This window comes from Aquimarina sp. MAR_2010_214, from assembly GCF_002846555.1.
Taxonomy (GTDB): domain Bacteria; phylum Bacteroidota; class Bacteroidia; order Flavobacteriales; family Flavobacteriaceae; genus Aquimarina.
Genome location: NZ_PJMS01000001.1, coordinates 2,421,695 through 2,446,436 on the forward strand (window position 1 = coordinate 2,421,695; position 24,742 = coordinate 2,446,436).

Here is a 24,742-nt window from a genome sequence, read left to right on the forward strand (position 1 = left end):
AAATAATTAAAATGCGTTTTTATATTAAATAATTGTGAAACAAAAGTACAAGAAAATCGTATCTTGCGCCTTCAAAAAAGTAAATACATGAATGTAATAAAATATTGTTGTGCCGTTGTGCTAGCTTTGGTGGTTTTATATGCTTGTAAAAAAGATGATGATGATGGTGGTGCAGCTGTCGTTCCTCCAAGAGATAGAGGAGAACAACAAATAACTGATGATGCAGCACTTCAGGACTATTTAAGAACACATTTTTATACTCTTGAGGATGTGTTTGTAAATAACGACGCTACTGCAGAATATCAAGCTACAAAGTTCGATACTATAGCAGGTGCTAATAGTGGAGAACAATCAATTTTGGATTCCCCTCTTTTAACAACAAAGAAAATTACGAGAAGTGATGTAGAATACACGTTGTATGTCTTAAATTTAAATAAAGGAGAGGGTGAGCATAATCCTACTTTTGCTGATTCTACACTAGTGACATATAAGGGAGAATTACTATATAAACCAAAGAGTTCTGATAAAGTGTTTGATAGCGCAATAAACCCTGTGTGGTTTGATTTGGGAAGCCCTGCTGGCGGTGCTATAGAAGGCTTTAGAGAATCATTAGTCGATTTTGAAGGAGCTTTGAATTTTGTTCAAAATAGTGATGGTTCGGTTACATATACCGGCTATGGAAACTTAGTCGTGTTTATGCCTTCTGGTTTAGCTTATTTTAATGAACCTCGCTCAGGTATTCCTACATATTCTCCGTTAATATTTAATATTCAATTATATAAAGTTAATCAGACTGATCATGATAGAGATGGTTTACCGTCTTATTTAGAAGATATAGATGGCGACCGTATAGTGTTAGATTCAGATGATGATACAGATGGTGATAATACACCAAATTATATAGATAATGATGATGATAGAGATGGTACCCTAACCAAAGATGAAATAACAGTTAATGATAGTAATAATGATGGATTTATTACTCCGGATGAAATTACATATTATGATGATGATGGCGATGGTATAAAAAATCATCTTGATGCCGATGATAGAGATTTGAAAAACGAATAATAAAAAGCTCCGATTTGAAAAATCGGAGCTTTTTTTGTGACAAATTTAGATCTATAAATCTAAAGAAAGACCGATAATGAATTGATTTGGCCTAGAGTCGACTCTTATACTTTTATCTATTGATTCTGCATGATTTTTACTAAGTCCCCGTTCATATCGTATATCCGCATTAAATCTACCAAATTGTACACCAGCACCAAATTGTAATCCAACAGTAAACTCATTATTAACATCACCGAGTCTTACGTCTTCTAGATCTGTTTCAACAATATACTGTAATGCAGGACCTCCAAAAACATGTATTGGTCCCAAAACAGAAATTCCTAAAAGAATAGGTAAATCTAACTTCTTAATCGTGTAATCAAGCTCTGTGTTTGCGAGTTTATATGAACTATTGTTTACGGTGTATTGTAATTCTGGTTTGAGATAAATATTATCGGTTAATTTTCCTCTTAAAAATACACCTAGATGATACCCCACTCGATCATCTGCCGTTGTTCTTGTGACATCGGTAATTTCGATTTTACCATTATCTCCATAGTTAAGCCCTCCTTTTACTCCAAAAGTTACTCTTTTTTCCTGTGCAAGTATAGCACAAGAAGTAAATAACATAAAAAAGATAAATACATTTTTCATTATAAAATAATTTTTGCTTCAACCAGAATTATGTAATAGAATTTTATTATTAGGTTTAAAATGCAATAAAACCTGGAGCTTTCTTATTTTTCATATAGCGTCAGCTATATTTATACTAAAAAATGTGCTATCCCATCATCAGGTCTTGAAGCAGTTTCAAACTGTAATAGATTATCTATTGCGTAATCTGAATTTAAAGATTAATAAAATAATTTGAGTGATTTTGGTATAAAGGCTAGTCTTTAAAGAACGAATGTCTTTCTGTTTTATTTTTCATAAAAACAAAAAACCTTCTGAAATAAATCAGAAGGTTTTCTTAATATTAAAAAAATAGTATTATTTTCTTTTTAACACTTTTTGTACGGCTTTACCTATAGCTTCTGCGTTTAAGCCATATTTTTCCATTAACTGATCTGGTGTTCCGCTTTCCCCAAAAGTATCGTTTGTTGCAATAAATTCTTGTGGAACAGGATTATGTTGTGTCAAAACTCTCGAAACGCTTTCTCCTAAACCGCCTAAAAAGTTATGTTCTTCTGCAGTAACGATACAGCCTGTTTTCTTTACTGAATTTAGAATTGCTTCATCATCAAGTGGTTTTATAGTGTGTATGTTAATGACTTCTGCACTGATCCCTTGTTTGTGTAGCGACTCTGCCGCTTGTAAAGCTTCCCATACCAAATGACCTGTAGCAACTATAGTTACATCGGTTCCTTCTTGTAGTAGAACTGCTTTTCCGATTTCGAATTTTTGATCTTCTGGAGTGAAATTAGCAACTTTTGGTCTTCCAAACCTTAAATAAACCGGGCCTTCGTAATCCGCTATTGCTAGAGTAGCAGCTTTGGTTTGATTGTAATCACATGTGTTGATTACTGTCATTCCTGGTAGCATTTTCATAAGGCCAATATCTTCAAGAATTTGGTGTGTTGCACCATCTTCTCCTAAAGTAAGACCGGCGTGCGAAGCACAAATCTTTACATTTTTATCACTATAGGCTATAGATTGACGAATTTGGTCATAAACACGTCCTGTAGAGAAATTTGCAAACGTTCCTGTAAAAGGGATTTTACCACCTATGGTTAATCCAGCTGCAATTCCCATCATATTTGCTTCAGCAATACCAATCTGAAAAAAACGTTCGGGATGATTAGCGATAAAAGCATCCATTTTTAAAGAACCGATCAAATCGGCACATAATGCCACTACATTTTCATTAGTCTTACCTAATTCTTCTAAACCGGCTCCAAAACCAGAACGAGTATCTTTTTTTCCTGTATCTATATATTTTTTCATTTTCTTTTTGATTTGGTAAATTAATAATCTCCTAGAGTTTCAGGATTTTGTGCTAATCCACTTTCTAGCTGTTCATCATTAGGAGCTTTACCATGCCATGCATGTGTATGCATCATAAAATCAACTCCATTACCCATTACAGTATGCATTAATATACAAACAGGTTTTCCTTTACCTGTTCTACTTTTTGCTTCTTTTAAGCCTTCAATAACTGCAGATATGTTGTTACCTTCTTTAATTTCCATAACATCCCAGCCAAAAGCTTCAAACTTAGCTTTTAGATCTCCCAGCGGAAGAACATCATCTGTAGAACCATCTATTTGTTGACCATTATAATCAATAGTAGCAATAAGATTGTCTACTTTTTTACCTGAAGCATACATAGCTGCTTCCCAAATTTGTCCTTCTTGAAGTTCTCCATCACCATGCAGACTATATACGAGGTGAGGATCATTATTTAGTTTTTTTGCTTGTGCAGCACCCAAAGCTACAGACATTCCTTGTCCTAATGATCCAGAAGCAATACGAATACCAGGAAGCCCTTCATGAGTTGTTGGATGCCCTTGCAATCTACTGTTGATTAGCCTAAACGTGTTTAGCTCTTCTACAGGGAAATACCCACTTCGTGCTAATACACTATAATAGACTGGTGAAATGTGACCATTAGATAAGAAAAAGATATCTTCATCGATACCATTCATATCAAAATCATCTTTTCGATCTAAAACTTCTTGAAACAGGGCAACAAAAAATTCTGTACAGCCCAAAGATCCTCCAGGGTGACCAGAATTAACTTTGTGTACTTGTCGTAAAATATCTCTACGTACTTGTGTTGCAAAATCCTCTAATTGTTTTGTTTTTGGCATTATATTGCTGATTTCTTGATAATAAAGCCCCAAAAATACAGGTTTTGTATGCGGTGACAAAATGTATAGACTGCTTTTAATTAAGAAACTAATGTTAATAACAAAAAGTTTTAGAAAACCTAAGTTGATCAATGTGATTTTAGTTAGTTATCTTTGCGCTCCATCAAACAGGAATTATGCAATTTGACCTTTTGTCCAAAGACCCTCTAAGTAAAGCGAGAGCAGGTAAAATAAGTACAGATCACGGTGTTATAGAAACTCCGATTTTTATGCCGGTAGGAACAGTAGCTACCGTAAAAGGAGTACATCAAAGAGAATTAAAAAATGATATTAATCCCGATATTATTTTGGGAAACACCTATCATTTATATCTAAGACCTCAAACTCCTATTTTAGAAAAAGCAGGGGGATTACATAAATTCATGAATTGGGATCGAAATATCCTTACAGATAGTGGAGGTTATCAGGTGTATTCTTTATCTGCTAATCGTAAAATCAAAGAGGAAGGAGTGAAATTTAAATCTCATATCGATGGTTCGTATCATGTTTTTACACCAGAGAATGTGATGGAGATCCAACGTACTATTGGAGCAGATATCATAATGGCATTTGATGAATGTACACCTTACCCTTGTGATTACCACTATGCAAAAAGAAGTATGCATATGACACACAGGTGGTTAGATCGTTGCGTGCAACATTTAGAAAAAATTCCGGTTAAATATGGGTATGATCAGGCTTTTTTTCCAATAGTACAGGGAAGTACGTATAAGGACCTTAGAAAGCAATCAGCAGAATATATTGCAAACGCTGGAGCTGTTGGTAATGCAATTGGAGGATTATCCGTAGGAGAACCAGCAGAAGAAATGTATGCAATGACAGAAGTGGTAACAGATATTTTACCAGAAGATAAACCAAGGTACTTAATGGGGGTGGGAACACCTATTAATATTTTAGAAAATATCGCTCTTGGTGTAGATATGTTTGATTGTGTAATGCCTACACGTAATGCACGTAATGGGATGTTGTTTACAGCACATGGAACTATTAATATAAAAAATAAGAAATGGGAAGATGATTTTTCGCCTATAGATGAAATGGCTATTACTTTTGTAGATACCGAGTATTCTAAAGCATATTTAAGACATCTTTTTTCAATAAATGAATTATTAGGAAAACAAATAGCAACAATACATAATTTAGGTTTTTATTTATGGTTGGTTCGCGAAGCTAGAAAACATATCTTAGCCGGTGATTTTAATTCCTGGAAGAATATGATGGTTAAACAAATGGATAAAAGGTTATAGATTGAAAATACTAGACTGGTACATACTTAAAAGATATCTGGGAACATTTTTTACAATGATTCTGCTTTTTATCCCTATCGGAATAATAGTAGACCTTTCAGAAAAAATTGATAATATGCTGGAGCATCAGGTTCCTCTTGATGCCGTAATAGCGTATTACCTTGACTTTACTGTTTATTTTGCTAATTTGTTATTTCCTCTATTTGTATTCTTATCTGTAATTTGGTTTACTTCTAAGCTAGCTAACAAAACAGAAATTATAGCTTTTTTAAGCTCTGGAGTTTCATTTTGGAGATTTCTTAGACCCTATATGATAGGTGCAATTATTATATGTTTTGGTGCGTTAGCTATGGGATTATTTTTAGCTCCGAAAGCCAGTCAGGGATTTAATGAATTTAAATATTCTTACCTTAAAAAAGGTAAAAAAGTGCAGGAAACTAAAAATGTACACCGACAACTTAATGATAGTATGTTTCTATATGCGAATAACTTTAAGCCTTTAGAAAAATCAGCTACTAATTTTACGTTGGAATACTTTGATGGTAATAGATTAAAGACAAAAATATCGGCAAGAAGAATTGTATTTAAAGATAGTATCTATGAATTGAGTGATTATGTAAAACGTACTATATTAGAAAATAAAGATATTATTGAAAAAGCTAAAACTAAGGATACTGTCTTGCCATTTAATATAGATGAATTTACGCCGGTTACATATGTGGCAGAAACTCTTAATTATGCAGAATTAAGTAAGTTTATCAAAAAAGAAAGTAAAAGAGGATCATCAGATATTAATAGATATAAAGTTGTAGCTTATAAAAGATGGAGTATACCGGTGTCGGCATTTATTCTTACTATTATAGGAGTAGCCGTTTCTTCTATGAAAAGAAGAGGAGGGATGGGAGTTAATTTGGCTGTTGGTATTTCATTAGCGTTCGTTTTTATCTTTTTTGATAAAGTATTAGGTACATTGGCTAATCAATCTGATTTTCCACCAATAGTTGCCGTATGGTTTCCTAATATATCCTTTGGAATCTTAGCTATTTATCTTTTATATAATGCCAAACGCTAAACTTTTTAATTACCTGCATTTACATTTTATAGTGTTTATATGGGGATTCACCGCTATTCTTGGAGAATTGATATCCATTGAAGCACTACCTTTGGTTTGGTATAGAATGCTTTTGGCTTCAATGTTTATTTATGTTTATATTTATTTCAAAAAATTACGATTAACGGTTTCAAGAAAATTATTTTTCACCCTTTTTTTAGCGGGAATTGTTATTGCATTACATTGGATTACCTTTTTTGCAGCAATCAAAGTTTCTAATATATCCATAACGCTGGCAATGTTGTCTACAGGAGCTTTCTTTACTTCGATTTTGGAACCTATTTTTTATAAAAGAAAGATAATATGGTATGAAATTCTTTTTGGACTTTTAGTTATTACAGGTTTGTATATAATTTTTCAAGTTGAAGGAGATTATCTTACAGGTATTCTTTATGCATTGTGTTCTGCTTTTTTATCATCGATTTTTTCTTTAATAAACGGAAAAGTAGCACAGCGATATAATCCATCAGTAATTTCTTTTTATGAATTGTTAAGCGGTGTAGGAATAGTAACGGTTTATCTTTTGGGAGTAACGATATTTGGATCAACTACCGAAGGATTTACGATTTCGTTTTTTCAATTATCAACTTCGGATTGGATATATATGTTAGTATTGGCGTCGGTTTGTACAGCCTATGCTTTTATCGGCTCTGTACAAGTAATGAGATATTTGACTCCCTATACAGTAATGTTAACGACTAACTTAGAACCTGTGTATGGGATACTATTAGCTTTCCTGATTTTTGGAGAAGCAGAAAAGATGAACCCCCAATTCTACTATGGTGCAGCGATTATTCTTGGTACAGTTGTTTTAAATGGAATATTCAAAAATGCTAAAAAAAGAAAAAGAGAAGGAACTTTGCATAACATTACGAAGTAAAGTTTTTATATTTGTCCGCTAACCCTAGTTAATATAAAATATATTCTTGATATGGAATATTTAGAATTTGAACTCCCCATTAAGGAACTCGAAGAACAATTTGAGAAAGCTTGCGCTATCGGCGAAGAGAGCGAAGTTGATGTTACTGATACATGTAAGCAAATTGAAAAAAAACTAAAAGAAACTAAAAAAGAAATATATAAAAACCTTACGCCCTGGCAACGAGTTCAGCTGTCAAGGCATCCTTCTAGACCGTATACTCTAGATTATATAGATGCAATTTGTGGCGAATCCTTTTTAGAATTACATGGTGATCGAAATGTAAAGGATGATAAGGCTATGATTGGTGGTTTGGGAAAAATTGGCGACCAGAGTTTTATGTTTGTTGGTCAACAAAAAGGATACAATACCAAGACCAGACAATACCGTAATTTCGGAATGGCAAACCCAGAAGGATATCGTAAAGCACTTCGTTTAATGAAAAGTGCAGAAAAATTTGATATTCCTGTGGTTACTTTTATTGATACTCCTGGTGCTTACCCAGGATTAGAAGCAGAAGAACGTGGTCAAGGAGAAGCAATCGCTCGTAATATACTAGAAATGACTCGTCTTAAAGTACCAGTTATTGTAGTAATTATAGGTGAAGGAGCCAGTGGAGGAGCGTTAGGAATAGGAGTAGGAGATAAAGTGTTGATGCTCGAAAACGCATGGTATTCTGTAATTTCTCCAGAAAATTGCTCTTCCATATTATGGAGAAGCTGGGACCAGAAAGAACAAGCTGCAGAAGCATTAAAGCTTACAGCAAAAGATAGTGTTAAACTTAATGTGGTTGATGAAATCGTTAAAGAACCACTTGGAGGAGCACATAGTGATCGAGAAACCACTTTTAAAACAGTACGGGATAAAATATTAGCATCTTTTGACGAATTAAAAAACTTATCACCAGAAGAATTGGTTGAAAAGCGAATGGATAAATATGCTAATATGGGAGTCTTTAAAGACTAACCCCTAAAGGAATCACTTACTTCCTGAATCTGAAGTTGTAAGCTTCAGATTTTTTTATGCTTATTAACAATAAAATTAAGTTATTAACAGTTCATTTGTTGAAGACTAGTGGACATTCGTATCTTTGTATTTAGGTACATCTTTTTACAATTTTTTTACATTCGTAGTCATGGAAAAAGTACAGAAAACTAAGCAAATAAATTACGGTCGGGGGAACGTAATTTCGCTTGAAAAAGGAAAAATACCTCCTCAAGCGGTTGATTTAGAAGAGGTTGTGCTTGGAGCGATGATGATTGATAAGAAAGGGGTTGATGAAATTATTGACATTCTTAATCCCGATGTTTTTTATAGAGAAGCACATCAATACATCTTTGAAGCAATATATAAACTATTCGAAAACTCTGAGCCAATAGACTTATTAACGGTTTCTAGCCAATTAAAGAAGGATTCGAAATTAGAATTGGCCGGAGGGGATTATTATTTAGTGCAACTAACCCAAAAAATAGCATCCTCTGCACATATCGAGTTTCATGCCAGAATAATTCTTCAGAAATATATACAGCGAAGTTTGATCAAAATTTCGAATGAAATTATTGAAGAATCCTACGATGAGACTACAGATGTTTTTGACCTTCTCGATATGGCAGAATCTAGATTGTATGAGGTAACACAAGGAAATATAAAACGATCTACAGAGACTGCGCAAAATCTGGTTATACAAGCAAAGAAAAAAATACAAGAAATATCAAACAAAGAGGGGATGAGTGGAGTTCCGTCTGGATTTGATAAATTAGATAAATTAACCTCCGGATGGCAACCTAGTGATTTGATTATTGTAGCTGCCCGTCCGGGTATGGGAAAAACAGCTTTAACTCTGTCTATGGCTAGAAATATGGCTGTAGGGCAAAATATTCCTGTAGCATTCTTTTCATTAGAGATGTCTTCAGTACAGCTGATTACACGTTTAATATCTTCTGAAACAGGACTCTCTTCAGAAAAATTACGTACCGGTAAGTTAGAAAAACATGAATGGGAACAGCTTAACGTAAAGGTAAAAGATCTGGAAAAAGCTCCATTATTTATAGATGATACACCTTCATTGTCAATTTTTGATCTTAGAGCAAAAGCACGCCGTCTTGCATCGCAGCATGGTATAAGAATGATCGTTATTGATTATTTGCAGTTGATGACAGCAGGAGGTACAGGTAAAAATGGAAATAGGGAACAAGAGATTTCTACAATTTCTCGTAACCTTAAAGCCTTGGCAAAAGAATTAAGTATCCCTGTGATTGCTTTATCACAGTTATCTAGGGCCGTAGAAACTCGTGGAGGAAGTAAAAGACCACTGCTTAGTGATCTTCGTGAATCTGGAGCGATAGAACAGGATGCAGATATTGTAGCATTTATCTTTAGACCAGAATATTATAAGATTGATGAATGGGATGATGAAGAAAGATCACCAACTCAAGGGCAAGGAGAGTTTATAGTAGCAAAGCACCGTAATGGTGGTTTAGAAAATATTAGGTTAAAATTTATTGGTCACTTAGGTAAATTTGATAACTTAGATGATTTTAGTACTCCTTTTGAATTTCATTCTAAAATGAATGATGGTAATGAAGATGAACAACTTAATACAAGTCATCTTCCTAGTGCAGATGAAGCCTTTGGGAGTAGCATAAATGACTCTAGCGATGACGACGATGAAGTACCTTTCTAAAATAACACAGATATTGAAACCTTTATTACTACAACAAAAACGGATTCGCCTTGGTGTAGTTACATTGTTTTTTTTATTTTCATTTCAATCCAATGCATCTTATGTATTGATTCCTATGGATGCAGATGGCCAGCAAAATCACCTGAAAGCCTATGGAATTACATATTGGACATTAAGTAAAGATCTTAAAGTAAAATGGCTGTTAAACTATAGGGGAGGATCTTTTTTATTGCCGGATACAGAGTATATTCGAAAAGAATGCACTATTAGAGGTGTTTCATATGAAGTACTTAGTGATGGCGAAACTAATGAGATTTTAGAAGAAATTAGTAGTCCTTCACAGAATATGGAAGCTGTAGTTCTAGAAAAAGCACCTAAAATAGCAGTATATTCTCCCAAAGGAAATCAACCATGGGACGATGCGGTTACTATGGTATTGACATTTGCAGAAATTCCCTACAAAACAATTTATGATAAAGAAGTTCTAGAAGATAACCTGATCTTATATGACTGGTTACATTTACATCATGAAGATTTTACAGGACAATATGGTAAGTTTTATGCTACATATAGAGCTGCTCCATGGTATATCAGAGAAAAAGCTGCAGCAGAGAAACTTGCTAATGAACTTGGATATTCAAAAGTCTCCCAAGAGAAACTAGATGTTGCTTTAAAAATTCGTGATTATGTTGTTGGTGGTGGATTTATGTTTGCCATGTGTAGTGCTACTGATAGCTTTGAGATTGCATTGTCTGCAGAAGGAGTTGATATTTGTGAACCTATGTTTGATGGAGATCCTAGTGAACCGGGTTACCAGTCTAAGATAGATTATAATAAAACTTTTGCGTTTAAGAACTTTACATTAGAACGTAGCCCAAATGTATATGAGTTTTCTTCAATTGATATGACTAGAAAACGCCGTATATCTAAAACTACAGATTATTTTACACTGATGGATTTCTCAGCAAAGTGGGATCCTATTCCAACCATGCTTTGTCAAAACCATACTGCTTTAGTTAAAGGATTTATGGGGCAGACCACAGCATATAACCCTAATGAGATTAAATCTAATGTTTTAGTATTAGGTGAAAATAAAACAAATTCAGAAGCACGCTATATCCATGGAATTAAAGGAAAAGGGTTCTTTACATTTTTTGGAGGTCACGATCCCGAAGATTATACACATAGAGTTGGTGATCCAAAGACCGAGTTAGAACTACACCCTAATTCACCGGGATATCGTTTAATTCTAAACAATGTCCTTTTTCCAGCAGCAAAAAAGAAAAAGCAGAAAACCTAATAACAGTATTACATTCCCAATCACGGTTTACAGGGATAAATCAATCTATTACTTTTTATAGTTTTGTTTATGACTCATTTTTAATGAAGCAAATCATAAACAAAATGATAAAAAAAGTATTGATGATATTAGCTGCGATTTTTCTACTACTAGCTACACTTGGTATTTATGGAGTGTATCGTTTTTTAAACCCATTTGGGAAATTGATAAATGAGGAAAAATCCGATTCTTACTTTTATTCACGAAGTGGTGATGAAATTATATACAGCCCAATGGGAAATTGGTTTTCTTTAGGTAAGAATGAAATGAATGTTGATTATACCACTTTTCAAGTTTTAGGAAGAGATTATGCAAAAGATAAAGAATATGCATATTTTAAGTCAAAAATAATTGATTTTGGAGTAGATGTGCCTTCTTTTAATGTAAAGGCTGGCTATGTCCCTATAGATAAAAATCATGTATATATCCTTGTAGATAATTATTATCATATTAGTGATACTGGCGATGGTTTTAAAATATTAGAAGATGCTGATCCTGAAACATATGAACAGTTAAGTTATGATTTTGCAAAGGATAAGAATTTTATCTTTAGAAATAATGAGATAATGCAAGAGATTGATTATGAGTCTTTTGAAGTCGTGAATAGTCAATTTTGTAAAGACAAAAATGGAGTGTATTATTATTGGTATCAACAACCGTTATATAGAACAGAAGTCAATGTATCTCAGGTTGTTGATTTAGCTTATTTTTGTATTCGTGATGATGAATATGTATATATTTATACCGATAATATTGATCTTGATATCAAAGATAGAATAGTTCGCATTCCTTTTAAAAGTGCTGATCAAATACAGTTTTACAATGATAATTCTATTGTTAAAATAGATGATAATATTTACTATAAAGGGAAAATTCTTGAAAAAGCCAATGCGTCAACTCTTGAAGAAGTAGGATATGGCTATGTGAAAGATGATAGTCTTGTTTTTTTTCATGGACAAATTGTTGATGGTGCAGATGCAAAGACTTTTAGGTATAGTGATAAGAATTATACTTTTTCAGATAAGAATCATGTTTATGAATATGGAGAAATTTTAAAAAAATCAAAAAGCTACTAATATAATACTGTAAGATATTTTAGGTAATACGACTACACTGTCTAGAATTAACTTATTTATATATCTTAATCATGAAAAATCTTATCCTAGCATCACTTTTGATTACAAGTATTATTTCCTGTAAACAAGAAGTGAAATCAGAAAAAGAAACCAAAATTCTGGAAGAACAAAAGGAAGAAGTTGTACCAGATCGATCAGGGGATTTTCCCGAAGATATCGCAGCCGTTTTTAAAGCTCATGGAGGTATCAATACATTTGATCAAATGAATAGCATGATTTTTGAAATTGCTAAACCTGAAGGAAATGAAAAACACACTATCGACCTTAAAACCCGTTATGCACGCGTAGAAACAGATAAATTTGTTTTAGGGTTTGATGGTAAAGAAGCTTGGTTAGAACAAGATTCTACTTATTTCAAAGGAAATCCTCGTTTCTATCACAATCTGATGTTTTATTTTTATGCAATGCCTTTTGTTTTAGGTGATGATGGAATTTCATATCAAAAAGTAGATGATCTTGAAGTAGATGGTATTTCATATACAGGCTATAAAATATCTTATGGAGAGGGTATAGGAGATTCACCCAAAGACAATTATTTTCTATATTATGATAAAGGATCTGGGAAAATGAAATTTCTAGGGTATACCGTTACATTTTTTAGTAAAGAATCTAGTGAAAAAATAAGATTGGTAGAGTATACAGATTGGAATGATGTAAATGGATTACAATTCCCTAAAACTCTTAAATGGAGAGCTTATAAAGATGGCGTAGTAGGAGAAGTTAAGAGTGAAATGAATTTTGTGAACGCCAATATAGGTAAAGAAAAAGTGTCAATGTCATTATTCAAAAAACCTAATATTGAAGAAAGTAAAACTTTATAAATAATTATTAATATATATAGTAACAGAGAGAGTATCTAAAAAGAATATTTTAGATACTCTCTTTTTATTTTTTTAAGAAAGAGACATCTTTTTTTTGATAAAAATGATGTCTCTTTTTTTTGAATATGGCAATTTTATAGATGTACTAGACTTTGATATTATGAAATAGATATTCTTTGAGTATATTTTAACCAAACTCCTAATTTGATCAAAGTTTAAGATGTTTCGAATTATCTAACTTTATGTGCATATTTCAGTTTTATTTATGAAGATGATATAATTAACACGAATCAAAATATAAGCGATGTATAACGAACTTAATACTAGTACAAGGATTTTAATGGGGCCAGGACCATCTGATGCGCATCCAAGAGTTCTTAAAGCAATGTCTACTCCGTTGATCGGTCATTTGGATCCTGAGTTTGTAAGGATTATGGATGAAGTGAAATCGATGGTACAAGAGACATTTATCACTAAAAATCACTTAACTTTTGTAGTATCGGCACCTGGTAGCGCAGGAATGGAAACCTGCTTGGTTAATCTTTTAGAGCCTAGGGATGAAGTTATCATAGCTGTTAATGGAGTTTTTGGTAGTAGAATGGTTGATATAGCAGAACGTTGCGGAGCAATAGTTCATAAAATAGAAGTAGAATGGGGAACTGTAGTTTCTTCAAAGGATATAAAAAATATATTAGATGACTGTCCAAAACCAAAATTAGTAGCTTTGGTGCATGCTGAAACCTCTACAGGAGCTTTACAACCTATTAAAGAAATTAGTGATTTAGTGCATAATGCAGGAGCATTACTAATGGTAGATGCCGTAACATCATATTGTGGGGTAGAGTTAAAAGTAGATGAATGGAATATTGATGCAATATATACAGGAACACAAAAATGTCTTAGTGCTCCTCCGGGATTATCACCGGTTAGCTTTTCAGATAGAGCTGTAAAGGTTTTAGAGGATAGGAAGACTAAGGTACAGAGTTGGTTTTTAGATCTTAGCTTAGTTAAAAATTATTGGGGAGGTGCTAAAAGAGCATATCATCATACCGCTCCGGTTTCTTCTGTATATGCATTGCACGAGTCGCTTAGGATTGTTATAGAAGAAGGATTAGAAAATAGATGGAAACGACATCAGGAGATACATCAGATATTAAAAATGAAATTAGAATCATTAGGGTTTAGATATCTGGTGAATGAAGAATATAGATTGCCAAATTTGAATTCGGTATTCTTACCTGAAGGAAATGATGAGGCTATGATCAGAAGTAAATTGCTAAATGATTACAATATTGAAGTAGGAGGAGGCTTAGGAGATTTTGCAGGAAAAATATGGCGAATAGGTATTATGGGAGAAAGCTGTACACGTAATCATGTAAATATGCTAATTAGCGCTCTTCAGGATATGAAAGAGTTTAAAAATTAATCCAAACAAATAAATCTCACAGGTATTGTTTATGACCTGTGAGATTTTTAATTGTTATTTTGAATTATATTTATCGCTATATCGTTTCCATAACTTTGTTTGATGACTTTCTAGGCTTATATCACGTCCTTGAATAAAAGCTTTTTCTAATTGATTTGTACGCATATCCAGAGCATCTCCAATACTAATAAATAAAGTAGCGTCTTTACCAACTTCAAGAGTTCCGGTGCTGTCATCAATACCCAAAATTTTGGCACTGTTACTAGTAATGAGTTGTAAAGCCTTTTCTTTATCTAATCCATGTGCTGCAACAGTTCCTGCCTGAAACGGTAAATTTCGTGCATTAGCACGCTCCATTTGTCCGCTATTCTGTAATGCAACCAATACTCCGGCATCCATCAGTAATTTTGCGTTTTTATATGGTAAATCATAATCCTCATCTTCTTGCCTGGGAGTAGAATGTGTTCTTGTAACTAGAACAGGAATATTGTGTTGCTTTAGCTGCGCTGCAACTTTATATGCTTCATAGGCGCCAACCAAAACTGTTTTCTTGATATCGTTTTCTTTAGAAAAATTAAGGACATCCAAAATTTCTTTTTCGGTATTTACATGCATAAATAAGATTTTTGATCCATCAAAAATACCTTTCATTGCATGATGAGGAAGGTTTTCTGTTGTTTTAGTTGATTTAATAGAAGCTTTGGATTGATGTATAAAATCTACTAATTCTGTTATTTGTTCTGCGTATTTTTTATTGGGCTTATATCCTGGGTCTTCACCTAACCACCAACGTCCCCTGGTAAAAGAGCTGGGCCAATTGATATGAATGCCATCATCTACTTTTATAGCTGCATCTTCCCAGTTCCAGGCATCTAATTGCACAATTGATGATGTTCCCGAAATTCTACCACCACGTGGAGTGACCTGAGCTATTAAAACACCATTAGGACGCATACTTTCTACAATTTTACTCTCTGCATTGTAGGCTATAATACTTCGAATATGTGGGTTGTAATTTCCAATCTCGCTATCGTCATCAGTCGCACGAACTGCACCTATTTCTACTAATCCGAGAGTAGAGTTAGGAGCAATAAAACCAGGATAGATATGTTTTCCAGAAGCGTTAATTACCGATCCTTTTGCAGAGGTGCTTCCATTAGCACTTATTGCTGTTATCTTTCCGTTTTCAAAAATGATAATGCTATTTTCAATAACTTCTCCATTGCCAATATGTGCTGTAGCACCAGTGATCGTTATTGCTTCGCTCTGAACTTTTGCTGGGGTTTGCTGCGCTGTTACTTTTCCAAAGGAAAAAATACACAGTGCTATTATGAATACTATTTTTTTCATATTCTTTATGATTTTAGACCTCGACAAGCTTAGTCTGATCTATATTTTGTTTAATTAATAGTTTCTAAAGTTTCACACTCAAAATGTTGTTTTTCCTTCTTTTTGGCAGGCTGTGTTTTAAGACCGCTGTTTTTTGCCTTTAAAAGCATAGTAGAAAGTTTATTTCTTTCTGCTGCAATAGATTTTCTCATAGCTTTATCTTTTTCAAGATCAAAATACACGGCTCCTTCGATTATAGTCTTTTCTGCTTTAGCATATATAGATAGTGGATGATCTGTCCATAATACTACATCTGCATCTTTACCTATTTTAATACTTCCTACTCTGTCATCGATATGTAATAATTTAGCAGGGTTAAGGGTTACAAATTTCAACGCATCTTCTTCACTTACACCTCCATATTTTACGGATTTTGCAGCTTCCTGATTAAGACGACGAGACATTTCTCCATCATCACTATTTATTGCAGTAACTACACCTTGTCTATGCATAATAGCAGCATTATAGGGAATGGCATCATTAACTTCGTATTTGTATGCCCACCAGTCGGAGAAAGTAGACCCTCCAACACCATGGGCTACCATCTTATCAGCTACTTTATATCCTTCGAGAATATGGGTAAAAGTGTTAATTTTAAAATTAAATTTTTCGGCAACCTTCATTAACATATTGATCTCACTTTGCACATAAGAATGGCAGCTAATATAACGTTGACTGTTTATGATCTCTGCCAAGGTTTCCATTTCGGTATCTTTTCGATAAGGTTTACCACTGGTTTTAAGTTTATGATACTCTTTTGCGCGAGAAAAGTAATCCATATATAATTGTTCAACTCCCATTCTTGATTGCGGGAAACGACTAAAACTTTGCCAGTTACTTTGTTTTACATTCTCACCTAGTGCAAATTTGATGAATTTGGGCGAATTGGAATAAATAAGATTATTGGCACTCTGTCCCCATTTTAATTTTATGATTGCAGAACGTCCTCCTATTGGATTTGCAGAGCCATGAAGAATCTGAATTGAGGTTACACCACCAGCCAGGTTTCTATAAATATTAATATCATCAGGAGATACAACATCTTCGATAGTTACTTCGGCAGAAGAATTATGTCCGGCTTCATTAATCGCAGCTGCTGCGATATGGGAATGTTCGTCAACAATACCAGAGGTAAGATGTTTTCCTGTAGCATCAATTATTTTGGCGTTACCATCACTAAGATTTTTACCAATAGCAGAGATTTTACCGTTTTTTATTAGTACATCGGTCTCTGTTAAAATCCCATCAGTTTCATTGGTCCAAACAGTTGCGTTTTTAAATAGCAATGATTCTGATTTTGGTAATTGAGAATTTCCATATGCTATATTAGGATACATAACAGGAAGAACTTCGGGTTTTTCTTTTTTGTCAGTTGATTTTTTATTCTTTTTTTCAGAAGGTTTTTCGGGTTTCTTTTTAACAGAAAAGGAAGTTTGCACCCCATTAGGAAGAATTGCTTTTCCACTCCAGAAATCAGGAGTGTCACCAATAGAGGTTGTTATTCTGGTATATTGAGTCTTAATAGTATCAGTATCAGTAAAAGTGATAGTTACCCAATCATTCTTATAGTTTATTTTGGATCCTAATTTTGTGTCACCAAGTTTTATTTCTGCTTTAGGTTTTGTGGGCTTTCCAGAAATTGACATATCATACATTTTTCCGGCTACGATTAGCTCATAGTTACCATTGATATCGGTAACATTCATATCATTCACTATATTTTTACGACCCTGCACCCAGTTCTCATAAATAATATTATCTTTTGAAAATAATTCACTTTTGGTGATTAGAAAGTTAGCGTAGCTCCCTTTTTTTATACTCCCTAAAAGATTACTCTTTCCTAAAATCTGCGCAGGTACAGTTGTTAAAGCAGCAATGGCTGTTTTTTTATCCAAGCCGTACTCAATTGCTTTTGTAATTCTGCCTTTAAGGTCAGCTATCTTTTTTAATTTATGTGTAGTCAAAGAAAAGGTAATCCCATTTTTTGATAATACCGAAGGGTTTGTTGGGGCCTGGTTCCAATGTCTCATATCTCCCAGGCTTACCAGATTAGCCATAAAAGGATCTGAAACATCATAGGCTTCAGGAAAATCCAGAGGAATTATATATTTGGCATTGGTAGCTTTTACCTTGTCGATCCTAGCATATTCATCTCCACCACCAACAAGTACGTATTGGGTATTAAATTGATCACCAACCTTATCAGCTCTAAAACCATTTATTCTGCTTCCTGCTTCAAAAATTTGAGGAAGATTTTTGTTCCTATTTAAAGCTTCCAGAGATAGATCTTTGTTAGTAGCATTGCCACCAGCATACCAATTCGCATCGTGATACATCTGTCTTAATAAGGCCATAGCTCCCATTAGAGATGTAGGATACATCTGTTTACTTTTGTTACTTTTAGAAAAAGATAAGAACTGTGATGAGCGATCACTTAATAGTCGATCACCTTCTGTGCCTTCATTATTTAGAGCTACCAATAACCCAGTTCCTCTTACAATACCGTCGGGCATATGAGTATTAAGTACTCCAAATCCTTCTTTTACATATTCTGTTGCTTTTTTTGCATCATATTTAAAGGATGTTAAGGCATTAGTTTCGGGACTAATGTGATCGTTCCAGTAATAGCCTTCTCGGGATGCTTCATATTGTGGGTTACCTCTAAAAATACTTCCTGCTTTTCGTTTAGGTTTTTCGATACCAAAATTGGTGAATGGATCAATAAAAGAAGCATAAATATGCTTTCCTTTAAGGTCAATTATCACACTATTCGCAGGAGCCGAAATAGAATTTCCTACCTGTACAATTTTACCTTTTTGGATAACTAAAGTTCCATTTTTGATCTCAGTATCAGGTGTTGTGTGAATTGTAGCGTTCTTAAATACGGTATAATTAGAATTTGATGTATGGACCCCGTCATTTTTTGGAAAATAATCTTGAGAATAAGAATTTAAAATCCCACATATCACCGTAAGCGATAATAGAAGTTTTTTCATAAGTATAGTGTAAAGTAAATTGAATCAAATTTAAAGATAGCTGTTGAAATAAAAAGAGGCTGTTAATTAAGATTGTTTTAACATTAGTTGTAGTGGTTTATCTGTGAATTTTTAGAAATTTAACGCAGTATAAACAACAAAATTTATTATAATGAAATTTTTTTTTCTTCTTGTTTTATCACTCATTAGTACTATAACCATTGGACAGGAAACCATATTTGGAATGAATTCTGACCCCAATAATAACTTGAAGGCAAGTCCTTTTGGTACAACAATTGTGGTAAGACAAAGCGCTCGAAATACTTCTATTAAAGGACATCAGTATTTTGAAGAAATAGATGAAATGGCGACCGTATATATAGATAAAAAATCAGTACGCAAATGTTTGGTTAGATACAATGCTTTTAATGGAGAACTAGAATACTTAGATGATAATAATAAAAGGTTTAACATGCTGAAAATAAGTAACTTAGAGGTTGACCTTAAGAAGTATAGCTATAAATTATTTGATTATGAGGGGAGTAAACAATTCTTTATTGTGTATAATAAGGGAGCGTTTTCTTTAGGGATGAAAGTATTAAAGAAGATAAAACAAGGAAAAGAAGGAGCTACTAGTTACGATAAAAGTACACCTTCAAAGTATGTTGAGAAGAGTAAATACTTTATAGTTAACAATGAAAAAGGAGAGGTTCAAAAAGTAAAACTTAAGAAAAAGGATATCCTTAAAGTTTTGGACAAAAAAGAAGAACTTGAAAAGTTTGCCTCTTCAAAGAAGTTAAAATTTAAGAAGGAAAAAGACCTGATTAGGATTATTAATTATTATAACTCTCTATAACTTTATGATTACCTTATCTATCTAATCTCATCCGAATTTAGAATTAATTTATAGCATATCAGGTTGTTAAATGGGGTTTTTAACAACCGGTAATGATATGTGTAAAAGTTGTTTATTTACTTAGGGAAAATTTAAATTAAAGAGAATGAAAAAATTGTTTTTGGTGTTTTTATTGTTGCAAAATTGTCTGGTTGTTGGACAAGCTAAAATTGGTTCGGTTGCTGGAGCTGAAGAAACAACAAATTTGAGTGCTTATGGGACTCGAGTAGTAGTTAAGAAACCTCTAAAGAACACTGTTCTAGGGCATCAGTACTATGAAAATGAAAGTAAGCTTGCTTCAGTATATGTAAACGGAAAAAAAATGCGTAGAGCCTATGTTAGATATAATACTCTAAATGATGAAATTGAAGTTACAGAAGTATTCAATGTTTTGAAAAAAGAGAATATTCGAGTTGTTTTGGACGAAGGATATGTTTATAAGATGTTAGATTATGAAGGGACAAAGCAGTTCTTTGTCTTTTTAAAAGAAGGGAAGAATTCTTTGGTTATGAAGGTCGAAAAGAAGGTGATGCGAGGTCGAAAAGCAATTGATGCTTATGAGCAGACAACGAATGATAAATATATAGAAAAACGTAATTATTTCATATTGAAAGCTGGAGGAGATTTACTTAAGATCAAATTAAAACAGAAAGATATATTGAAAGTGCTGGAAGATAAAAAGAACGAAATCAAAAAGTATGTTTCTTCAAAAAGGCTTAATTATAAAAAAGAAAATGATCTAATTAGAATTGTGAGTTATTATAATACCTTATAGCTGCTCTATAATCTGGTCTTATAGTAATTAACTAATAAGGCTACAACATAACTATAGGTATCCATACCATCAGGTTGATTATTGGCTTTTAAATAACTATCATAAGTACTTTTAAAAATGGGTTCCAGGGGGTTTTCATAAGATTCCCAGAACTCATTTACTTCGATATAATTTCTTCTAATACCAGGTCTTAATTTTTCGATAAGACAGATTGCTTTTTCTTCATTACGAAGATAAAGATCATTTAGGCAAAATTTTAAAGCAAAGGTAGCTCCACTATAGTTAAAATATATATCATCATAATTCATTGTGGTCAATGCAGCTATAAAATTAGCTTCATTTTCTTTAGCAAATCCTAATTGATGTGCTTCTTCATGACAACTTGTGGTAGGTGCCTTGTAATTAAGTATTAATCCATTTACTTGCGCTTCATTGGTAATAGGATTTAGATACCCACTAAACCCCATGTAGGTTAGAGGAAGACTTAATATAGACGTTTTAATACTCTTAGGGTGATATTGTAATACAGGAAATATTTGATGTAACTGATCGTAAGCAGGAATTGTTTTTTGAAATATTTCTTCTTTAGAATATGGAATGCGTATAGGTAAGGAATCGTTGGATTCTAGTTGCAGATGTAAAGAATTGGCTTGAACTATTAATTTTTCTGAAACGTTAATCAGTTCTTCCTCAGTATATTCGTGATCCAATTGTAATATCTCATGTAAGGGTAATCTATAATAATTCATTCCCCAAAGGATATGAAAACATGCATACACAACAGATAAAGTAGCACCAATATCCAATACTATTTCTTTCCATAACAAATGCTTCTTAAATACCTTTTTAAGTAAAAAACGTATTAGCATAATGATTAAAACACCGTATAAGATATCTCCAAAAGAAAATGGAAGCCATCCGAAGACATATCGTAAAGCCTTGGAGATATAAACAAACAAACCATTGCTATATAATCGCTCTACAACTTCAGGGAAAAAAGACAGGATTTGAATCAAAATAATTTGAACAGGTAGTAATATTGTGAGATAAAGCTTTGTCTTAGATTGCATGGGATAAAGATATTTACAATTCTTAATTTAGAATGAAGAATTAAGAGTTTTTTAGTATCTATTTGTTTGACTTTAGAAACTTTATGACTTTGGCAGCTTTAAGCTTTGATACTTGATTTAAAATTTAGAATTTTGTCAAATATCAATAATATAACGCTGTCAATATTTAAACATCAATTATGAATTCAGAAATAAGAAACCTTGAACCCAAAGTGATATGGAATAAATTTGCAGATCTTAATGCGGTTCCCAGGCCTTCAAAAAAAGAAGAACGTGTCATTGCATTTATGAAAGGTTTTGGAGAATCATTGGGATTAACCACCGAGATAGACAAGGTTGGTAATGTTCTAATTAGAAAACCAGCTACTTCGGGAATGGAAGATCGCAAAGTGGTAGTAATGCAGTCTCATCTGGATATGGTACATCAAAAAAATGCAGATACCGATTTTGATTTTGATACCCAAGGCATAGAAATGTATATTGATGAAGATTGGGTAAGAGCCAAAGGAACAACTCTTGGTGCCGATAATGGGTTGGGAGTAGCTACTATTATGGCAATTCTGGAATCTACAGATATTACACATCCTGCTATCGAGGCATTATTTACCATTGATGAAGAAACAGGGATGACAGGAGCTATGGGATTAGAAGGAGGATGGTTACATGGGGATATATTATTAAATCTGGATACTGAAGAGGATGATGAAATTGGAGTTGGTTGTGCTGGCGGAATTGATGTTACAGCAAAGAGAAATTATAAAGAAGAACCGGTTGCAGAGGGTAAAGTAGCGTATTCGATTGCTATTACTGGACTTAACGGAGGGCATTCGGGTATGGATATTCATAAAGGATTAGGGAATGCTAATAAAATAATGAATAGACTAATGTTTGATGGTTTTGAGAATTTTGGTTTACAAATTAACGAAATAAGGGGAGGAAGCTTACGTAATGCTATCCCAAGAGAAAGTTTTGCTATAATAGTAGTAGATGCAGTACAAGCAAAAGCTTTCGAATTTGAAATAGGAGAACTGTCTAAAACAATACAAGATGAACTTTCTATCGCCGATCCTGATCTTACTATAGAAATTAATACTACAGATCTACCGGCACAAGTAATGGAGTTAGGTGTTCAGGAAGGAGTAATAAAGGCATTATACGCTGCACATAATGGAGTGTATACCATGAGCGCTTCAATCTCTGATTTGGTAGAAACTTCTAATAACATTGCTAAAATAACAATAGGAAAAGGGAATATCACTATCGAATGTCTAACCCGAAGTAGTGTAGAATCTTCTAAATTGGATCTTGCAAACAAGTTGAGAGCTACTTTTGAGTTAATAGGATGTGAAGTAACCACTAGTGGAGATTATCCCGGTTGGGCTCCTAATATGAATTCTCCAATTTTGAAAGTAATGGATGAATTGTATCAAAACCTTAATGGTGAAAAAGCACATGTAGCTGCCTGCCATGCAGGATTAGAATGTGGTATTCTGGGGCAGAATTATCCAGAGATGGATATGATATCGTTTGGCCCAACAATCTTGGGAGCACACTCACCAGACGAAAGAACAAGTATCTCGTCGGTACAAAAATATTGGAAATTCGTAAAAGAAATCTTAAAAGAGACTCCAAAGAAATAGTATTCATCTTTTGGCTATAATTGCCAATTAATGAATTGATATATAGACCTATCTTACTTATACAAGGACACGATATCTTAGATAAGTAAGATAGGTTTATTGGTTTATAGAAGTATATATTAAAATTACACTATACAGACTTTAATTCATTGTTGTAGAATTTTCTTATCATATTCATTTGAATTAATTACTTTTAAGTTAGAATAGGAGAGGGCTTTTGCCTTTTCTTTTTATCATATAATTAGTGTAAAACTGGTATGAATCACAAAATAATAAAGGCAAAAAATATAGTAGTAGTTCTAATCATAATGAGTGTATTGGGATGTCGTAACTCACAGATGAATAAAAAAGCACCTTCGGTTCTTGTAGATACAACAAGAACAGTAGTTACAGATAACTCAGATGCTAATAAGAAAGAAAACTCTTCTGAAGATAAGGACAATGACATAGGCATAAAAGAAACAGAAATTAGTATTAAAAATAAATCTGATTATTCAGATAAATTTATTGAGGGACTCAAAAAAATGAGAGAAGAGAAGATCACACTTTCAGATAATCTGTTAATTTTAAGTGATGGAGACACTATTTATTTTAGAGAAACCCCAGAAATAGGTCGGCGAATAACATTAACAGGGAAAAAAGGTAACCTGGTTATTGTTGTTACAATTAAGCGATTTAATTATACTACGATTGATTATAAAATTGAGATGACAGAATTCGGTAAATTAAATCATACCCAAAGTGGGAAAGCAGATATAGCTTCAGGTTTCTATTTTGGAGATGAGTCTGATACGATTGATAAAACGGGTATTTCTTATTTTTCAACAGAATTTACAGATCTAAGAGAAAATGATTGTTATACCTATATCCGACTTGGATATGAAAAAGAAACAGGGCCATATTTACTTGGAAAAATAGTGAAAAATTGTAATGGAAAACTATCAGATATAGATCTTGACAATTTTCCGACATTAATAGAAAAATAAATATCACAAATCTGTCTAACCTTTATTAAAAAATGAATCCATAAAAAATAGTACAAGATCAATTAGAAGCATATAATAATAGAAATTTATCTGATTTTTTATCTTTTTATGCTGCTGATATCAAAATTTATAATTTCCATGATTCAGAACCATTTATCGATAATAGTTCAAAACTAAAAGAAGTATATCAAGATATCTTTGAGAATTCGCCTAAACTTAGTGCTACTATTGTAGATAGAATGGTATTTGACAATAAAGTAATTGATAGAGAACAGGTAGTTGGTAGAAAAGGAGTTGATTTTAATGAAGTTATAGTGATTTATGAAATTGAAAACGATTTAATATCAAAAGTTCATTTTATAAGAAAATGATAAGAGAAACAAGAACTTTGATACATATAGAAACAT

At 33.1% G+C, this 24,742-nt stretch carries 21 protein-coding genes; 15 read left to right on the top strand and 6 right to left on the bottom strand.

Going from position 1 to position 24,742, the window contains the following annotated elements; all coding sequences use genetic code 11:
- Positions 1-87: 87 nt before the first annotated feature.
- Complete coding sequence (locus ATE84_RS10315) at positions 88-1,071, top strand: FKBP-type peptidyl-prolyl cis-trans isomerase (RefSeq protein WP_101447877.1); 984 nt, start codon at positions 88-90, stop codon at positions 1,069-1,071.
- A gap of 51 nt (positions 1,072-1,122) precedes the next feature.
- Here ATE84_RS10315 and ATE84_RS10320 read toward each other — a convergent pair whose 3' ends face one another.
- The 3 genes from ATE84_RS10320 to ATE84_RS10330 form a co-directional block, all read right to left on the bottom strand.
- Complete coding sequence (locus ATE84_RS10320) at positions 1,123-1,707, bottom strand: porin family protein (RefSeq protein ID WP_101447878.1); 585 nt, start codon at positions 1,705-1,707, stop codon at positions 1,123-1,125.
- A gap of 336 nt (positions 1,708-2,043) precedes the next feature.
- A complete protein-coding gene (locus ATE84_RS10325; RefSeq protein WP_101447879.1) occupies positions 2,044-2,997 on the bottom strand; it encodes a transketolase family protein in 954 nt (317 codons plus the stop codon).
- 20 nt (positions 2,998-3,017) lie between these two features.
- On the bottom strand, positions 3,018-3,863 hold the full coding sequence (locus tag ATE84_RS10330) for a transketolase (protein ID WP_101450960.1): 846 nt from the start codon (positions 3,861-3,863) through the stop codon (positions 3,018-3,020).
- Between the two features lie 176 nt (positions 3,864-4,039).
- Between ATE84_RS10330 and tgt the strand changes: the two genes are divergently transcribed.
- The 9 genes from tgt to ATE84_RS10375 all read left to right on the top strand — a co-directional run bounded on the left by tgt (position 4,040) and on the right by ATE84_RS10375 (position 14,605).
- Positions 4,040-5,170 (top strand): tRNA guanosine(34) transglycosylase Tgt, encoded by a 1,131-nt coding sequence (gene tgt / locus ATE84_RS10335; protein ID WP_101447880.1) that lies wholly within the window; start codon positions 4,040-4,042, stop codon positions 5,168-5,170.
- 1 nt (position 5,171) lies between these two features.
- Positions 5,172-6,242, top strand: a complete 1,071-nt coding sequence (locus tag ATE84_RS10340; protein ID WP_101447881.1) for an LptF/LptG family permease — start codon at positions 5,172-5,174, stop codon at positions 6,240-6,242.
- Entirely contained in the window at positions 6,229-7,161 is a 933-nt protein-coding gene (locus ATE84_RS10345; protein WP_101447882.1) for a DMT family transporter, read from the top strand. The genes ATE84_RS10340 and ATE84_RS10345 overlap by 14 nt, the downstream gene beginning before the upstream one ends.
- A 51-nt stretch (positions 7,162-7,212) precedes the next feature.
- Positions 7,213-8,166, top strand: a complete 954-nt coding sequence (locus ATE84_RS10350) for an acetyl-CoA carboxylase carboxyltransferase subunit alpha (RefSeq protein WP_101447883.1) — start codon at positions 7,213-7,215, stop codon at positions 8,164-8,166.
- A gap of 169 nt (positions 8,167-8,335) precedes the next feature.
- Positions 8,336-9,883 (top strand): replicative DNA helicase, encoded by a 1,548-nt coding sequence (gene dnaB / locus ATE84_RS10355; RefSeq protein WP_101447884.1) that lies wholly within the window; start codon positions 8,336-8,338, stop codon positions 9,881-9,883.
- A 115-nt stretch (positions 9,884-9,998) separates the two neighbouring features.
- Positions 9,999-11,183, top strand: a complete 1,185-nt coding sequence (locus tag ATE84_RS10360) for an asparagine synthetase B (RefSeq protein ID WP_101450962.1) — start codon at positions 9,999-10,001, stop codon at positions 11,181-11,183.
- Between the two features lie 104 nt (positions 11,184-11,287).
- The gene (locus ATE84_RS10365; RefSeq protein ID WP_158237220.1) at positions 11,288-12,298 is read left to right on the top strand and encodes a DKNYY domain-containing protein; all 1,011 of its coding nucleotides are present in this window, start codon (positions 11,288-11,290) and stop codon (positions 12,296-12,298) included.
- 71 nt (positions 12,299-12,369) lie between these two features.
- Positions 12,370-13,179 carry a hypothetical protein gene (locus tag ATE84_RS10370; RefSeq protein WP_101447886.1) on the top strand — a complete coding sequence of 270 codons (810 nt, stop codon included), beginning with the start codon at positions 12,370-12,372 and terminating at the stop codon, positions 13,177-13,179.
- A gap of 304 nt (positions 13,180-13,483) precedes the next feature.
- Positions 13,484-14,605, top strand: coding sequence for an alanine--glyoxylate aminotransferase family protein (locus tag ATE84_RS10375; RefSeq protein ID WP_101447887.1), 1,122 nt, complete (start codon positions 13,484-13,486; stop codon positions 14,603-14,605).
- A 54-nt stretch (positions 14,606-14,659) separates the two neighbouring features.
- Here the strand turns inward: ATE84_RS10375 and ATE84_RS10380 are convergent, their stop codons facing one another.
- Entirely contained in the window at positions 14,660-15,955 is a 1,296-nt protein-coding gene (locus tag ATE84_RS10380) for an amidohydrolase family protein (protein WP_101447888.1), read from the bottom strand.
- A gap of 50 nt (positions 15,956-16,005) precedes the next feature.
- Complete coding sequence (locus tag ATE84_RS10385) at positions 16,006-18,990, bottom strand: amidohydrolase family protein (RefSeq protein ID WP_101447889.1); 2,985 nt, start codon at positions 18,988-18,990, stop codon at positions 16,006-16,008.
- Positions 18,991-19,141: 151 nt separating this feature from the next.
- On the opposite strand from ATE84_RS10385, the gene ATE84_RS10390 reads away from it, so the two are divergent.
- Entirely contained in the window at positions 19,142-19,825 is a 684-nt protein-coding gene (locus tag ATE84_RS10390) for a hypothetical protein (protein ID WP_101447890.1), read from the top strand.
- A gap of 145 nt (positions 19,826-19,970) precedes the next feature.
- A complete protein-coding gene (locus ATE84_RS10395; protein ID WP_101447891.1) occupies positions 19,971-20,639 on the top strand; it encodes a hypothetical protein in 669 nt (222 codons plus the stop codon).
- 5 nt (positions 20,640-20,644) lie between these two features.
- Here the strand turns inward: ATE84_RS10395 and ATE84_RS10400 are convergent, their stop codons facing one another.
- Positions 20,645-21,709 (bottom strand): DUF3810 domain-containing protein, encoded by a 1,065-nt coding sequence (locus ATE84_RS10400; RefSeq protein WP_101447892.1) that lies wholly within the window; start codon positions 21,707-21,709, stop codon positions 20,645-20,647.
- Between the two features lie 179 nt (positions 21,710-21,888).
- Between ATE84_RS10400 and ATE84_RS10405 the strand changes: the two genes are divergently transcribed.
- The 3 genes from ATE84_RS10405 to ATE84_RS26810 all read left to right on the top strand — a co-directional run bounded on the left by ATE84_RS10405 (position 21,889) and on the right by ATE84_RS26810 (position 24,706).
- Positions 21,889-23,349, top strand: coding sequence for an aminoacyl-histidine dipeptidase (locus ATE84_RS10405; protein ID WP_101447893.1), 1,461 nt, complete (start codon positions 21,889-21,891; stop codon positions 23,347-23,349).
- 257 nt (positions 23,350-23,606) lie between these two features.
- Positions 23,607-24,335, top strand: coding sequence for a hypothetical protein (locus tag ATE84_RS10410; protein WP_143273605.1), 729 nt, complete (start codon positions 23,607-23,609; stop codon positions 24,333-24,335).
- A gap of 47 nt (positions 24,336-24,382) precedes the next feature.
- Entirely contained in the window at positions 24,383-24,706 is a 324-nt protein-coding gene (locus tag ATE84_RS26810) for a nuclear transport factor 2 family protein (RefSeq protein WP_101447895.1), read from the top strand.
- The last annotated feature ends 36 nt before the right edge of the window (positions 24,707-24,742 follow it).